This is a genomic window from Actinoplanes italicus (assembly GCF_003001815.1).
Lineage (GTDB): Bacteria > Actinomycetota > Actinomycetes > Mycobacteriales > Micromonosporaceae > Actinoplanes > Actinoplanes italicus.
Window position 1 is genome coordinate 229,822 of sequence record NZ_PVMZ01000007.1, and the last position, 14,094, is coordinate 243,915.

A 14,094-nucleotide genomic window follows, 5' to 3' on the forward strand; every position below is an offset into this window, starting at 1 on the left:
CGACCTCCTCGTTTACATTTCACTCACCGTGAGGGCTCCAACACCTTCTCTTCGGTACGTTCCACGACCGGCCGTGTGGCGAACCAGCAACCGGCCACCACCAGTGCGAAACCTCCCAGCGTCCCCGGCCCGATCGGCTCGTTCAGCAGCACCACACCGAGCAGCACGGCGACGACCGGGTTGACATAGGTGATCAGTCCGGCCCGGTTCGACCCGGCCAGCGCGATCAGCTTGTAGAAGGCGAGCAGCGCGATCGCCGTGCAGAACACCCCGAGCACCGCGAGCGCACTGAGAGAGTTCACGCCCACCGGCTCGACGGGCAGGTTGAACAGCGCGACCGGCAGCAGCACGAGCGTGGTGATGACCGTGGTGCCGACGGTCAGCGACTCCGGCGGGATGTCGGCGGCGTGCCGCTGCACCAGCATCGTCGCGACCGCGTAACTGATCGCGGCCAGCAGCACCATGGCGGCGCCGACCAGCCCCCACCGGTCACCGGACAGGTCCACCCCGACCAGGACCACCACCCCGGCGAAACCGATGACCAGGCCGAGGACCCGTGTCGGGGTGAGCGGCTCGGTACGCGACAGCAGCAGCGCGATGACGACCGGCTCGATCGCGATCAGGATGCCGGTCAGTGACGAGGTGATGTGCTGCTCGCCGTAGGTGATCAGCAGGAACGGCCCGACGATGTGCACCGCGGAGAGCAGCGCGACCACGCGCATCCGCCCGCGCAGCGCACCGAGCGTGCCGCGCATCAGGGCGAACGGGATCAGCACTGCGGCGGCGATGGCGGTACGGCCGGCCACCACGACCACCGGTGACAGGTCCTCGATCGCGATCTTGATGAGGAAGTACGGGATGCCCCACAGGAACGAGCAGAGCACGAAGAGAAGCCAGGCCAGACGATTCACTCCTACAGCCTGGGGCCGTACGGTAGTAAGCGGAAGTGGCCACCTACTGATGCCGTGTTAAGGATTACTTATGATCGACGCGCGCCGCCTGCAGGTGCTCACCGAGGTCGCCCGCCAGGGCAGCTTCAACCGCGCGGCCGCCGAGCTGCGTCTCACGCCGTCTGCGGTCTCCCAGCAGATCAGCGCCCTGGAACGGGCCGTCGGCACCCCGGTCGTACGGCGCAGCACCCGCGGCGTCGAGCTCACCGAGGCGGGCCGGGTCCTCACCGAGGCCGCCGACGCCATCGCGGCCGAGCTGCTCAGTGCCGAGCAGGAGATCGCGCGCCTGTCGGCCCGGACCGAGCGGCTGACGGTGGCCACCTTCACCAGCGGCGGGCAGCGTATCCTGCCGCACGCGCTCACCCGGTTCACCGCCCAGCGGCCCGACGTGGAGCTCACCGTCATCGAGAGCGAACCGGAGGCGAGCCTGCCCCTGGTCCGGTCCGGGGCGGCCGACCTGGCGCTGGTCTACCACTACGACGGCGTGCCGGCGATACCGCCCGGCGTCGAGTGGACGCCGCTGCTCGACGACCCGATGTGGATCGTGCTGCCGGCCGGGCACCGCCACGCCGGGCGCACCGCGCTCGCCCTGGCCGAACTGGCCGGCGAACGCTGGGTGCAGGGCTGCCTGTCGGTCGCCGAGATGGTCGAGCACTACGCGGCACTCGCCGGGTTCGAGGTGAACACCGCGTGCCGGGGCACCGACTACCAGTTCGCGCAGTCGCTGGTCCGGGCCGGGGTCGGCATCTCGATGATCCCCGAGGTGGCGCTCACCGCCGACGCCTCCGGACTCACCGCGGCCCGGCTCGTCCCACCCGGCCCCTGCCGTTACGTGGGAGCCGCCATCGCACGGCGGCGGCGCACCGATCCGCTCGTCGCGGGCCTGCTCGCGATGCTGCGCGAGACCGTGCAGGCGCTGCCCGCGACGCCGCTGGCTACAACGTGATCCAGTACCGCTTGAGGGCGCCCAGCTCGGTGTCGCGCACGTCCTCCAGGACGCCGCCGTTGCGCTCGATCGTGCGGGCCGAGGCGATGTTGGGGACGTTGCAGGTCACCAGTACCCGCTCCAGCCCGATCTTGCGGGCCTCCGCGAGGATCTCGCCGAGCGCCCAGGACGCCAGGCCGTGCCCACGGGCGGAAGGGCGCACGCCGTAACCGATGTGGCCGCCCGCCTCCAGCAGGAAGTCGTTGAGCTCGTGGCGCAGGGCGATCGCGCCGAGATAGCGGTCGCCCTCCACCATCCACCGGAACGTGCACGGCACCCAGCCCTCCGGAGCGGCGTGCTCGGCAGCGTTCAGCCGGGCCACCCACTCCGCGAAGCCCTCCGGCGTGTCCACCTCTCCGGCCTCACGCAGACCCGCGCCGTCCTGGTGGACGCCGCGGCCCCACTCGTCGCGGGACTCGATCCAGGAAGCGTGCAGGCGGGCGGTCGGTGCGATCAACTCAGGCATGCGCCGACCGTACCCACCTCGGTCTATCGGTTTTTCATCCGGCGGCCAACGCGAGAAGTCGCTGGATCTGCGATTGCCGCGCCTCCGTCATCTTCTTGGCGAGATCAACCGCTTGCGGGTACGAGCCACCGGTGGCCTCCATCCGGATGGTCTCCATGGCGTTGTGCAGGTTGCCGAGCAGCAGAGCCACGGCGGCGCGGTCGAACTCGGCGCCCTGGAATCCGCCCAGCCCGGTGAAGTCCTCCTCACGCAGCGAGTGCAGGTCCCCGTGCCCGGCGTGCAGCCCGGCCGACGGGTCCGCCTCGAGCGGCCGCTTCCACTGCTCGAGCCAGCCGCGCATCGTGTCGCTCTCGGTGCGCCACTGGCCGCGCAGCTCGCCGGCGACGGCCTTGATCTCCGGGTTGGACGCCCGGCTCTCGGCCATCTCCGCGACCCGGTCGCCCTCGGTGATCTGCGCCAGGCCCATCTGCAGGAACATCACGTCGGTGTCGTTGAACGAGGCGGACTGCGGGGCGGCCTGCGGCGAACCTCCGCACGCGGCCAGCAGCCCGAGCAGCAGCAGGGAGAGGGCGGCCCGGAGAACCGGACCGCCCGTTCCTGCTAGACGGCGGCCCACAGCGCCGCGGTGTACGGGGGCTCCCACCCGGCCAGCGCGGTGTGCGCCTGCCGGCACTGGTAGGAGGCTCCGTTGTAGGTGACCCGGTCACCGGCCTTGTACGCCGTACCGGCCGCCCACGTGGTCGAACCCGGGTTGGTCGGCGCCGGAGTCGTCGGCGCCGGCGTGGTCGGCCTCGGCGTGGTCGGGGTGGGGCTCGGCGTGGTCGGGGTGGGCGTCGGGTTGGTGGCCCCGCCGAAGTTCAGGTCCACGCACGAGTAGAACGCGTTGACCGTGTCGGAGATGTTCCACCGGGCCAGCACGGTCTGCCGTCCGCTGTAGCCGGCGAAGTTGACCGTGTGCTGCTTGGTGGCCCCGGGCTGGGCACCGTTGTCGTTGAAGGACGCCACCAGCTTGTTGCCGATGAAGTACTCCCACGTCGCGGTCCGGTGCCGGGCGGTGATCACCCAGTTGAAGGTGACGCTCGACCCGACGCTGGCGGCCGGCCAGTTCTTCGAGTTGTCGTTGAGGACGGTGAACCGGCTGCCGCCGCCGTTGCACTGCGTCGAGCCCTTGGGGGTCTCGACACTCTGCGGCTCGTAGACGATGTCACCACAGCCGGAGACCGCGCCGCTCGCGCAGTTGGCCTGACGGCTGGGCGGGGATGAGATGTAACCGTGCGCGGACGCCGGGGAAGCGGCCACGAAGAGGGAACCGCTGACCGCTGCGACGGTCAGTGCGGGAAGGGTGAACCTGCGTCGCATGCATTGCTCCTTGTGAAGGGGGCTGCGTGTTCACCAACGTAAATTAAAGAGTCTTAACAGTAAATACTGTTAAGGAATCTTTAGGGTCTCGTAGACTGTTGTGATGTCCGTAGACCTGTTCGCCGGAATCTCCGTGAGCGACTATCCGGCGGCGCTCGACTGGTACGAGAAACTGCTCGGCGAGCCGCCCGCGTTCTCCCCCAACGACGTCGAATCGGTGTGGCAGGTCGCCGAGAACCGGTTCGTCTACGTCGAGCACCGGCCGGCCCACGCCGGGCACGGCCTGATCACCCTGTTCGTCGGTGACTTCGACGATCGGATGAAGGCGATCACGGCACGCGGCCTGCAGCCGGACAGGGAGGAGACGTACGAGAACGGCGTGCGCAAGACCACCTACGTCGACCCGGACGGCAACGAGTTCGGCTTCGGCGGGGCACCGCTCTGACACGGCGTTCCTGTCGTACCCCCGTGGCATGCTGCGCGGGTGCGGGTGGAATTCGAGAGTGAGCTGTGGATCTGGGACGCGCGGCGCGACGAGAGCTGGACGTTCGTCAGCCTGCCCGTCGACGCCTCGGAGGAGATCCGCCATCGGGCCGGCGGCCTGCGGCGCGGCTTCGGCTCGCTGCGGGTGAGGGTCGCCGTCGGCGCGACGGTCTGGACCACGTCGATCTTCCCGGGCAGCGGGCGTGGCGCCTACGTGCTGCCGGTCAAGCGGGCCGTGCGCACCGCCGAGTCACTCGCCGCGGGCGACGTCGTCTCCGTCGCCGTCGAGCTGCTGGACCTCTGACTCCCGGAACGCCCTGCCCACCGACGCCTCGGCCCGGTCCAGGCGGTCCCCGGCCCCTACCGCGAACCCGACCAGGAAACGCCGCAGATCCGCATATCCGGCTGCCCGCCCCGCTCCTGCGCCATCCGGCCGTTCCGCGCCCGGCCGTTCCGCGCCCGCACCTTCTCCGCTTTGTCCTTCTCCGCTCCGTCCTTCTCCGCTCCGTCCTTCGCCATCCGGCCCTTCAGCAGCGGGACGTCCGGGATAGAAGCCTGCCAGTTCCAGGCTGACCAGGCCGTGCACCAGGCACCAGGACTGCCGGGTCAGCTCCCACGGCTCGGCAGCGCGGAACCGGCCGGACTCGATGCACCGCGCGATCGAGTCCCGCGCCACCCGCAGCGTGTACGCGCCGATCGCACGATCCTCGCCGCTCTGCTCGACGCCGGCCGCCCCGAACATCACCCGATACAGATGCGGGGCTCGGTGTGCGGCCCGGCGGTAGGCGAGCGCGAGAGCCGCACAGTCGGCCACCGCGTCATCGGTAGCCGGAACCCGCGCGAGCTCGGCGGCCAAGCGGGCGAACCCCTCGTGGATGATCGCGCGCACCACCGCCGGCATTCCGCCGAAGTGCGTGTACACCGCCATGGTCGACGTGCCCGCCGCCCGGGCCAGGGACCGCGCCGACAGCGCGCCGGGCCCCTCCTCCGCCAGCACCCGCGCACCCGCCTCGACGAGTTCCGTGCGAGGGTCTCGACCCTGCTTCACCACTCCCCTACCATAACGAGTGTTATGACATAACACTCGTTATGGAGGCGATGCCATGGTCAAGGTCCAAGCGGCCGGCGGCCCCGTGCACGGCCACTCCCCCGGCCCGGACCCCGAGCTACGCCTGGCCGTCCTCGGCGACTCCTCCGCGGCCGGTTTCGGAGCCCCGGACCACGAGACGGCTCTGGCAGGTCAGCTCGCCGGAGCCCTCGCCGGCCACCTCGGCCGAGCCGTCTCGTGGCGCGTCGCCGCCCGCGGAGGCGCCACCGCCCGTACCGTGGCCGCCCTGATCCCCGCCCTCTCGGACCCGACCACCGGCCGCCATCCCGACATCGTGCTGGTGGTCGTCGGCGTCAACGACACCACCCGGCTCCGCCGCCCGGCCGCCTTCCACCGAGACGTGAGCCGCCTGATCAGCAGCATCCGCGGCCACCTGGCCACATCGTCCGCGGGGACACGGATCCTGCTGGCCGGCCTTCCCCCTGTACACAGATTCCCAGCGCTGCCCGCACCGGTCCGCACGCTGTTCGGCGCCCACGCCCGCCGTCTCGACCGGCAGCTCGCCGCTCTCGCCGCCGCCTCGCCGGACACCCACCACCTGCCGGTCGGCGATCTGCCCCTGGACCAGCCGGGCCTGTTCGCCGAGGACGGCTTCCACCCCGCACCCGCCGCCTACCGGGTATGGGGCGAGATCCTCGCCGCCAGGGCCGCCCCACTACTGACCTGACGACGCCCGCCCCGAACTCGCTTCCCCCGTGGTCATCCGCGATCCGATCCACACCACGAATCACCACGAAGGCGCTTTCTCCGCAGCGTGGTGACCCACGCCCACCCGCAAGCCGCAGCCGCACCTCACCCACACGGGCGCGCTCAGGCAGGCAGCGTGGTGACCTGCGCCCACCCGCAAACCGCACCTCACCACGCTGCGCCCAGCCGCCCGCAACGTGGTGACCTGCACCCACCCGCACGCCAAAAGTCACCACACGGGCGCGCCCGGGCAGACAGCGTGGTGACCTGCGCCCACCCGCAAACCGCACCTCACCACACACGCAAGCGCTGCCCGCAGCGTGGTGACCTGCACCCACCCGCAAACCGAAAGTCACCACACGGGCGCGCTCAGGCAGACAGCGTGGTGACCTGCGCCCACCCGCAAACCGCACCTCACCACACACGCAAGCGCTGCCCGCAGCGTGGTGACCTGCACCCACCCGCAAACCGAAAGTCACCACACGGGCGCGCCCAGGCAGACAACGTGGTGACCTGCGCCCACCCGCAAACCGCACCTCACCACACACGCAAGCGCTGCCCGCAGCGTGGTGAACTGCGGTCGGAATCGGGCCGCGGGTCGCCCAAGGGCGGCGGGGACGACGGCCAAGAGGCGGGCGAGCGCCAGCTGAGACCGACCGCGGCACGTCAGCCGGCGGGGACGGCGGGGACGGAGGCGGCGGGGACGGAGGTGCGGGCGGCGGCGGGGACGGAGGTCAGCTGGGCCATGGCCGGGCGGCCGAAGTGGTAGCCCTGCGCGCGCCGGTATCCGAGGCGGTACAGCTCGGCCGCCTGCTCGGCGGTCTCGACACCCTCGGCCACGGCGACCAGGCCCAGGCCGTTCGCCACGTGGATGAGCGAGGTGGCGATGACGGCGTGGCGGCCGGCCATGGTGACGTTCTCGACGAAGGACTTGTCGACCTTCAGGATGCGGACCGGCAGGGTCTGCAGGAGCCCGAGCGAGCTGTGGCCGGTGCCGAAGTCGTCGAGCGCGATCTCGACGCCGAGCTCGGTGAGCTCGCGGACGGCCCGGACCGCGGCGCCGCCACCGAAGACCGCGGTCTCGGTGACCTCGACGATGAGACGGGCCGGGTGGACGCCGGTCTCGGCGAGGATGGCGGCGACCACGCCGACGAAGCCGGGTTCGGCCAGCTGGCGGGCGGAGATGTTGACGCCGAAGCGGTACGGCGCAACGCCGTTGCGCCACCAGTCGGCGTATTGCAGGCAGGTCGTCCGGAGGATCCACTCGCCCAGCTCGACGATGAGTCCGGTGCGTTCGGCGACCGGGATGAACACGTCGGGGCTCACGTAGCCGCGGTCCGGGCGCCACCAGCGCACGAGGCTCTCGACGGCCACGCAGTTACCGGTCGGCAGTTCGACGATGGGCTGGTAGACCATGTGGAACTCGCCGTTGTCGAGGGCGGTGCGCAGCTCGGCGCCGAGCCGGGCCTCCTCGTCGTTGCCCCGGTCCAGGTCGGTGGAGTAGCGGCGGTGCCGGCCACCGTCGGACTTGGCCGCGTACATGGCGACGTCGGCGCGGCGCAGCACCTCGACCGGGTCGGTGCCGTCGGCGATGCCGATGCTGGCGCCGACGAGCAGGTCGTGGCCGCCGGCCAGGATCGGCTGGTGGATGGCCGCGCGTAGGCGTACCGCGCATTCGTCGCCGATGTCGCGGGGCAGCATGACGGCGAACTCGTCGCCGCCCATCCGCGCCGCCACCGCGCCGGGCGGGAGTTCGGCGGCGATCCGTTTCGCGACGACGGCCAGGAGTTCGTCGCCGACGGCGTGGCCGAACCGGTCGTTGACGGCCTTGAAGCCGTTGAGGTCGAGCAGCAGCACGGTGGGTGCGCCGGCGGTGACGGCCTTGCCGAGCCGCTCCTCGAACGAGCGGCGGTTGGCGAGGCCTGTCAGCGCGTCGTGCATGGCGAGGTCGCCGAGCCGGGACGCCTGCACCTTGACGTACTGGACGAGACCCCACATCCGCAGCACCACCAGCAGGAACATCACCACCGCGCCGGTGCCGAGAGCCGCCCAGTCGATGCCGGCCGGGTCGCCGGTGCCCTGCAGGAACAGCAGGCCGGGGGCGATCAGCGTGAACGCGGCGAGGACGGCGAGCCGCCGGGCGCCGATCCGGTGCACGTCGAGGACGGTGTCGGGGCGCTGCCGCATGGACGGGTGCAGGGCGGCGGCGCCCCAGCACGCGTAGGCCATCAGGAAGCCGGAGTCGACGAAACCGCCGGTGTACTCGGCCGTGCTGGACATGGTCGTGTAAATCAGGTCGCAGGTCAGCATGATGACCGAGCCGACGGCGAGCAGCCGCAGGCTGGGGGTACGGTTGCCGGGCCGGGTCAGCATCCGGGCGACGCCTGCGGTCAGCAGCACGTCGGCCAGCGGGTACCCGATGGTGACGAGCCGCTCCAGCAGGGGCGCCCCGGCGTCGGAGAGGGTGGGGCCGACCACCCACACCCAGAAGATCAGGCCGATGCCGGTCGAGATGATCGCCGCGTCGATGAGGCCGCCGCGCTCCCGGTCGCCGTGGCCGCGGCCGAGTTTCGACAGCGACGCCCAGAGCAGCGGGTACGCGCACAGGTAGAGCAGGTCGGCCCAGTACGGATACGGGTACTCGCCGAGCCGCAGCTCGGTCACGTCGTAGGTGATGTCGCCCGAGACGAAGGTCAGCACCCCGGCCGCGAACAGCGCCCACGCCCGCCAGTGCCCGGGCCGGTTGCGCACGATGCCGACGATCATGACGGCCACCGACGACAGGCCCACCGTGTTGACGTAGATCTTGGCCGGCACGGTGTCATCGGGCACCAACGGGAAACAGAGAGCGGCGGTGGCAGCCACCACCAGCCAGCCCGCCCACAACGGCACCCGCTTCAGCACGACCTCCGCATCGTCCGTGACCGCGGTCACTTGAGAATCCGGCCTCAGAGGGTCCCGGTTCGAGCCGAACAGACCCGTGTGGGGCGATTCCGGCCGGCCGCGGCACTGCACCGTGGCGAATTACTTCCGGTGCTGGGTCTGGTCGCGGCCATGCTGGTCATCCTCGGGGTGCCGGTCTACCTGGTGACGGTGTCGGCGTTCGACCGGGTGGAGCGCGCCGAGGTGGGCCGGGAGGGCGAGGAGCTGCGGGTCGCGATCAGCGCCCAGGCGCAGCGGTTGCGTGACTTCGGCGTGACCAACTCGATCTGGACCGAGCTGTACGAGAACGTGGCGGCCGGCGACGCCCGCCAGTTCACGATCGACCTGCCACCGGATGTGCTGTCGGACCAGTACGGCATCTCCGGCGCGATGGTGGCCGGCAAGGACGGCCGGATCCGGGCGGGCGGGAAGATCTCGGGTACGGAATACGCCCCCGCTCCGGCACCGCTGGACGACCCGGCCACGCTGTCGGCGTACCTGCGCGACGGCGAGCCGGGCGAGTCGAAGTGCGGGCTGACGAGTGTGACCGGCACGCCGACCGAGTTCTGCAGCTTCCCGGTTTACCGGGACGAGGGCGCCGGACCGTCGAACGGCCACCTGCTGGTGTTCCGCGAGCTGGACGAGGCGGGCCTGGCGGCGCTGGCGGGACAGACCGACGACGAGATCACCATGCGGCCGGATCCGCGCGAGGACGCTGTGGTGCTCCGCGAGCTGGACAGCATGTTCGGCACGATCACGGTGACGACCGCGCTGGTGGACGACGCGATCGCGGTGGCCTGCACTCTCACCGGTGTGGACGGGGTGCCGGTCACCTTCGAGGGCCTCAACGAGCGGCCGATCCACGCCCAGGCCCACGCCACGCTGCTCCGGCTGGGCGTCGCGGTGCTGGTGGCGGTGACGATAGCGGGCGCGGCGATCAGCATGGCGATGCGCCGGGCGGTGCGCCATCACGTGAAGCCGCTACGGCGTACCACCGAGAAGATCATGAGTTCCCGGGACCTGACGCTGCGGGTGCCGCCGTCCGACGACGCCGACATCAACGTGGTCGCCGCCGCGATCAACGACATGCTCGCCGCGATCGACCGGCACGCCGCCGAATTGGCCGAGCTGCGGGCCCGTGAGGTGCGCGAACGTGAGCGGGAGGCGCGGGAGCGCGGGGCGCAGCGGGAGGAGATGCTGCGCCGGGTGGAGGCCGAGTCGGAGCAGATCATCGGCGGGGTGGCGTACCAGCTGGGTGACGCGGTCCGCGGGGTGGACGCGGTGAAGGCCTCGGTGCAGGACATCAACACCGGGGCGGTGGCCGCGCACTCGGCCACCGAGCAGATGGCCGACCACGCGGCGACGGCCGATCAGGCGGCCGAGGCGCTCACGGTGAGCCTGCCGGCGACCCGGGAGATGGTGGCGATGATCGCGTCGATCGCCGGGCAGACCCGGATGCTGGCGCTGAACGCGACGATCGAGGCGGCCAGGGCCGGGCACGCCGGGCTCGGGTTCGCCGTGGTGGCCGACGAGGTGCGCAAACTGGCCGACGACACGGCCGAGTCCACCGAGCGGATCACCGCCACGCTGAACACGCTGACCAGCACGGCAACGGACGTGTCCGGCGCGGTGGCCACGATGACGGACACCATCGCGAGCGTACGGGCGGCGATCGGCCAGGTCCGGGCGGTGGCCGACGCGCAGCACCAGACGATCACCGGGCTCGTCGATCAGGTGCAGAACGCGATCGGCCAGATCAACGACTTCTCCACCGATCGCACCCGCCTGACCGACCGCCCGGACGGAACGGGCAGCGGGCTCGAGTTGTTCTGACAGGAGCTTCGCAGGTTGGCTGTGGGGTAATGGTTCGTCATGCGGCCTGATCTTCCCGAGTTACGAGCCGGCGCAGTCGCCCTGGTGGCGGTTCTGCCGCTGATCCCGTTCGCCCTGATCGCGGTGCTCGTGTCCGGTGGCTGGGAGCCACTGCACGAGTTCGACCGGGATGTGACGGACGCGCTGAATCAGGCCGCCAACGCGAGCCCGCTCCTGACCACCGTGATGACCTGGCTGACGTATCTCTTCCACCCGAACGTCTTCCGGGCCGCCGCTCTCGTGCTGGTGATCTGGCTGGTCCGTCGCCGGGCCAGGCGGACCGCGGCGTGGGTGGCGGTGACGATGATCGCCGGTGGCCTGCTCGGTGGCCTGCTGAAACTGCTGTTCGAACGGGCCCGGCCCGAGCTGCCGGAGGCGGTGGCCTCCGCCGTCGGCTATGCGTTCCCCTCGGGGCACGCCCTGAACAGCGTGCTGGGCGTGGCCGTCTTCGTGGCCGTGTTTCCGAGGCTCGGGTGGCTCTGGATCATCCCGCCGATCACGGCGCTGACACGCGTCTTCCTCGGCGTGCACTGGACCAGTGACGTGATCGCCGGTCTTTTGCTGGGCGCCGCGGTCCCGGCGATCACGCTGGCCGTCTTCCGGCGGTTCGCCGCCCGGACCCCGCAGCGGGTGCCGGACGGCGAGCCGGTTCGTCAGCTGTAACGCAGCAGCGGGGCGTCGATCTCCTCCCACCGGGCCCGCAGTTCGGCGGTCAGCGCCGGCTGCCTGGCGGCGAGGTTGGCTTGCTCTCGCGGGTCGGTCTCGATGTCGTACAGCGCGTCGGCGCCGGTCGCCGTGAGCCGCAGGTACTTGTACCTCCCCCGCCGCAGCGCGCGCCCGGACCTCGTACGCCAGAAAAGGTCCCTCTCCGGGGCGTCCGCGCCGCGCAGCAGGTATCCGGCGAAGCTGGCGCCGTCGAGCGGGTAGTCGGGGTGCGGTTTCGCCCCGGCGATCTCCAGTAGCGTGGCGGTCCAGTCGTGGGTGACGACCGGCTCGTGGCTGACCTGGCCGGAGCGGATCCGGGCCGGCCACCGGACGATGGTGGGCACCCGGATGCCGCCCTCGCTGAGGCTGGCCTTGTTGCCGGTGAGCGGCCAGTTGTAGGAGAACCGCTCGCCGCCGTTGTCGCTCTGGAAGATCACCAGGGTGTCGCGTTCCTGGCCGGTCTTCCGCAGAGCGCCGAGCACCTGCCCGATCCGCTGGTCAAGATTTTCGACCATCTTCTTGTACGTCTCCAGCGAGCCGCCGTCGTTGTGGAAGATGGCCTGCGCGTTGCCGGCCTTGATCCTGGCGGTGATCTCCTCGCTGACCGCGGTGTCGCCCGGCGCCTCCCACGGCCAGTGCGGGCTGGTGAAGTTGAGGTGCAGCAGCCACGGCCTGTCGTGGGTGCGCCGCACGAACGCCTCGGCCCGGTCGGCGATGACGTCGGTGTAGTAGCGCCCGTCGTTCTCGACCGGCGTCTCCCCCTCGTACAGGTCGTACTTGCCGGTGTGGCTGTACTTGGAGTAGTAGTCGACGCCGCCGGAGTAGTTGCCGAAGAACTCGTCGAAGCCGCTGCGCAGCGGGCTGAAGTGCGGCAGGAACCCGCCGTGCCACTTGCCGATCAGCGCGGTGGCGTAGCCCGCGGCCTTGAGCAGCGAGGGCAGCGTCGGGTGGGCGGCCGGGATGCCGTCGGTGGCGTTGGCGGCGCCGATCGGCTCGGGCAGGCCGCCGGGGGTGCGTCCCGGGAACCGTCCGGTGTAGAGCGCGACGCGGGTGGGCGAGCAGACCGCGCCGGCCGAGTACCCATTGGTGAACCGCACGCCGGCACGGGCCAGCCGGTCCAGGTTCGGCGTCTCGATGAGCGGCGAGCCGTAGCTGCTCAGGTCACCCCAGCCGAGGTCGTCGGCGAGGATGAAGAGGATGTTCGGGCGCTTCGAGCGGCCCGGCACCGCCTGGAAGGACCGCTCGGCGGCGGAGGCCTCGGCGGGGATGGCGGTCGCGGCGGCGGCTCCGGCGAGCACGCCGAAGACCCCGCGGCGGGTGGTCCCACTACTGGTCACGTCATCTCCTGTGGATCGAGGAAGGCGAACCGCACATTACCTACCGGGCCGATAGGAGCAAAGGAATTGTCGGAATGCGGGACACTGTGTTCGTGCTTCGATGGATCACGGCCTGGCGCACCGAGCGCGTCTCCCAGCCCTGCCCGCTACCGCCCGGCGCCGCACTCCGGCACATTCACGACGGCATCGATGCCCGCCGCCGCCACCTCGTCTCCCGCGAACTGCTGGCCGATGCGGACTTCGTGATCCTCGGCCGGGCCGACGACCGTGGCATCCGGATCTGCGCCGCCCGCCCGCACATGAGCAACGATTTCCGGACCCACCTGTACGCCCGGTTCGTACCGGACGGATCCGGCAGCCGTCTCGAGGGCCGTCTGGGCTGGCGGCCGTCCGTCCGTCTGCTCACCGCCACCCTGAGTGGCGGCCTGGCGTTCCTCTGGTTCGCCATCCTCGGCTTCGCCGGCCGATCGCTGACCACCGGCGGCCCGGTCCGGCAGTCCCTGGCCGCCCTGCTCGTGGTCGCCGTCGTCCTGGCGGTCCTGGTCGGCATCACCGCGGGCGGCGAACGCCTCGCCCGCGCCGAGACGGCCCACCTCCGCGCCTGGCTCACGGCCCGCCTCGACACCCCCGCGGCGCCGCCTCCCCCGGCCCCGCCCGCGCCCCGGACGGGCCCGATCCGGCCGTCCGCCCCCGGCTGACGGCTATCTGTCTGAGGGGACAGATACGCCCAGGTCAGGGACATCTACGCATTGCCCGGCCCACCCTCCGGAATCCAACGTGGAGTCCGCCGGTCGCCGAGGGAGCGACCGGGAAGGAGGAATCGGATGCGCATCACCAGCCTGTCGAAGCGAGTGGTGGCGGTGGTCCTGGCGGGGGTGTTCGGCGCGGCCGCGGTGGCGACGCCGGCGCTCGCCGTCGCACCGAGCTACCAGCCCTACGGGGCGGGCAGCATCTTGTCGCTCTACAACGACGCGGGAACCATCCTGGTCGGCCGGATCACGGTCACCGCGCACCCCAGCGCCGGCTGGAACGTCGAGGTCTGCGACCGGCATTCGGACGGCTATGTGGTGACCGGCCGGTTCGACGCGGGCGCGAGCGGCGTGGTCGCGGTGTCGAGCCCGAACTACAACCAGTGCGCCTACCGGCACTTCTCGACGATCAACAAGTACCGGCTGGCCTGGAACACCTACGCCACCGGCTGGTATCTGCCCTGACGACCG

The 14,094-nt window shown here is 71.1% G+C and carries 15 protein-coding genes; 8 read left to right on the plus strand and 7 right to left on the minus strand.

All coding sequences use genetic code 11. From position 1 onward, the window contains the following. Positions 1 to 23 precede the first annotated feature (23 nt). Positions 24 to 911 (minus strand): DMT family transporter, encoded by an 888-nt coding sequence (locus CLV67_RS19125; protein WP_106320188.1) that lies wholly within the window; start codon positions 909 to 911, stop codon positions 24 to 26. A gap of 70 nt (positions 912 to 981) precedes the next feature. Between CLV67_RS19125 and CLV67_RS19130 the strand changes: the two genes are divergently transcribed. After that, positions 982 to 1,896 carry a LysR family transcriptional regulator gene (locus CLV67_RS19130; protein WP_106320190.1) on the plus strand — a complete coding sequence of 305 codons (915 nt, stop codon included), beginning with the start codon at positions 982 to 984 and terminating at the stop codon, positions 1,894 to 1,896. Here the strand turns inward: CLV67_RS19130 and CLV67_RS19135 are convergent. The 3 genes from CLV67_RS19135 to CLV67_RS19145 are packed head-to-tail and all read right to left on the minus strand — an operon-like array spanning position 1,886 to position 3,760. Further along, complete coding sequence (locus CLV67_RS19135; protein ID WP_106320192.1) at positions 1,886 to 2,401, minus strand: GNAT family N-acetyltransferase; 516 nt, start codon at positions 2,399 to 2,401, stop codon at positions 1,886 to 1,888. The genes CLV67_RS19130 and CLV67_RS19135 overlap by 11 nt on opposite strands. Positions 2,402 to 2,435: 34 nt before the next feature. Then, positions 2,436 to 3,017, minus strand: coding sequence for a DUF305 domain-containing protein (locus CLV67_RS19140; RefSeq protein ID WP_106320194.1), 582 nt, complete (start codon positions 3,015 to 3,017; stop codon positions 2,436 to 2,438). Beyond that, positions 3,002 to 3,760, minus strand: a complete 759-nt coding sequence (locus CLV67_RS19145) for a lytic polysaccharide monooxygenase (protein ID WP_106320196.1) — start codon at positions 3,758 to 3,760, stop codon at positions 3,002 to 3,004. The genes CLV67_RS19140 and CLV67_RS19145 overlap by 16 nt, the downstream gene beginning before the upstream one ends. Before the next feature lie 103 nt (positions 3,761 to 3,863). Here CLV67_RS19145 and CLV67_RS19150 point away from each other — a divergent pair, with 103 nt between their 5' ends. Continuing rightward, a complete protein-coding gene (locus CLV67_RS19150; protein WP_106320198.1) occupies positions 3,864 to 4,205 on the plus strand; it encodes a VOC family protein in 342 nt (113 codons plus the stop codon). A 39-nt stretch (positions 4,206 to 4,244) separates the two neighbouring features. Next, entirely contained in the window at positions 4,245 to 4,547 is a 303-nt protein-coding gene (locus tag CLV67_RS19155; protein WP_106320200.1) for a DUF1905 domain-containing protein, read from the plus strand. On the opposite strand, the gene CLV67_RS52710 is transcribed toward CLV67_RS19155, so the two are convergent. Further along, positions 4,494 to 5,294 (minus strand): TetR/AcrR family transcriptional regulator, encoded by an 801-nt coding sequence (locus CLV67_RS52710; RefSeq protein WP_106320202.1) that lies wholly within the window; start codon positions 5,292 to 5,294, stop codon positions 4,494 to 4,496. The two genes, CLV67_RS19155 and CLV67_RS52710, sit on opposite strands and share 54 nt — an antisense overlap. 52 nt (positions 5,295 to 5,346) lie before the next feature. Between CLV67_RS52710 and CLV67_RS19165 the strand changes: the two genes are divergently transcribed. Next, positions 5,347 to 6,018, plus strand: a complete 672-nt coding sequence (locus CLV67_RS19165) for an SGNH/GDSL hydrolase family protein (RefSeq protein WP_106320204.1) — start codon at positions 5,347 to 5,349, stop codon at positions 6,016 to 6,018. 686 nt (positions 6,019 to 6,704) lie between these two features. On the opposite strand, the gene CLV67_RS19170 is transcribed toward CLV67_RS19165, so the two are convergent. Continuing rightward, positions 6,705 to 8,972, minus strand: a complete 2,268-nt coding sequence (locus tag CLV67_RS19170) for a putative bifunctional diguanylate cyclase/phosphodiesterase (RefSeq protein WP_239166407.1) — start codon at positions 8,970 to 8,972, stop codon at positions 6,705 to 6,707. Between the two features lie 48 nt (positions 8,973 to 9,020). Here CLV67_RS19170 and CLV67_RS51985 point away from each other — a divergent pair, with 48 nt between their 5' ends. Then, positions 9,021 to 10,793 carry a methyl-accepting chemotaxis protein gene (locus tag CLV67_RS51985; protein ID WP_106320206.1) on the plus strand — a complete coding sequence of 591 codons (1,773 nt, stop codon included), beginning with the start codon at positions 9,021 to 9,023 and terminating at the stop codon, positions 10,791 to 10,793. Between the two features lie 39 nt (positions 10,794 to 10,832). Further along, entirely contained in the window at positions 10,833 to 11,495 is a 663-nt protein-coding gene (locus CLV67_RS19180) for a phosphatase PAP2 family protein (RefSeq protein WP_106320208.1), read from the plus strand. Here CLV67_RS19180 and CLV67_RS19185 read toward each other — a convergent pair. Then, complete coding sequence (locus CLV67_RS19185; RefSeq protein WP_106320210.1) at positions 11,486 to 12,874, minus strand: sulfatase-like hydrolase/transferase; 1,389 nt, start codon at positions 12,872 to 12,874, stop codon at positions 11,486 to 11,488. The two genes, CLV67_RS19180 and CLV67_RS19185, sit on opposite strands and share 10 nt — an antisense overlap. 92 nt (positions 12,875 to 12,966) lie before the next feature. Between CLV67_RS19185 and CLV67_RS19190 the strand changes: the two genes are divergently transcribed. Both CLV67_RS19190 and CLV67_RS19195 read left to right on the plus strand, forming a co-directional pair. Continuing rightward, positions 12,967 to 13,572, plus strand: coding sequence for a hypothetical protein (locus CLV67_RS19190; protein ID WP_170153926.1), 606 nt, complete (start codon positions 12,967 to 12,969; stop codon positions 13,570 to 13,572). A 126-nt stretch (positions 13,573 to 13,698) separates the two neighbouring features. Next, on the plus strand, positions 13,699 to 14,088 hold the full coding sequence (locus CLV67_RS19195; RefSeq protein WP_106320214.1) for a hypothetical protein: 390 nt from the start codon (positions 13,699 to 13,701) through the stop codon (positions 14,086 to 14,088). Positions 14,089 to 14,094 lie beyond the last annotated feature (6 nt).

Coding starts and splice junctions, on each gene's coding strand:
- CLV67_RS19195 (WP_106320214.1), top strand. CDS start 13,699: ATGCGCATCACCAGCCTGTCGAAGCGAGTGGTGGCGGTGGTCCTGGCG.
- CLV67_RS19150 (WP_106320198.1), top strand. CDS start 3,864: ATGTCCGTAGACCTGTTCGCCGGAATCTCCGTGAGCGACTATCCGGCG.
- CLV67_RS19130 (WP_106320190.1), top strand. CDS start 982: ATGATCGACGCGCGCCGCCTGCAGGTGCTCACCGAGGTCGCCCGCCAG.
- CLV67_RS19165 (WP_106320204.1), top strand. CDS start 5,347: ATGGTCAAGGTCCAAGCGGCCGGCGGCCCCGTGCACGGCCACTCCCCC.
- CLV67_RS19145 (WP_106320196.1), bottom strand. CDS start 3,760: ATGCGACGCAGGTTCACCCTTCCCGCACTGACCGTCGCAGCGGTCAGC.
- CLV67_RS19180 (WP_106320208.1), top strand. CDS start 10,833: ATGCGGCCTGATCTTCCCGAGTTACGAGCCGGCGCAGTCGCCCTGGTG.
- CLV67_RS19135 (WP_106320192.1), bottom strand. CDS start 2,401: ATGCCTGAGTTGATCGCACCGACCGCCCGCCTGCACGCTTCCTGGATC.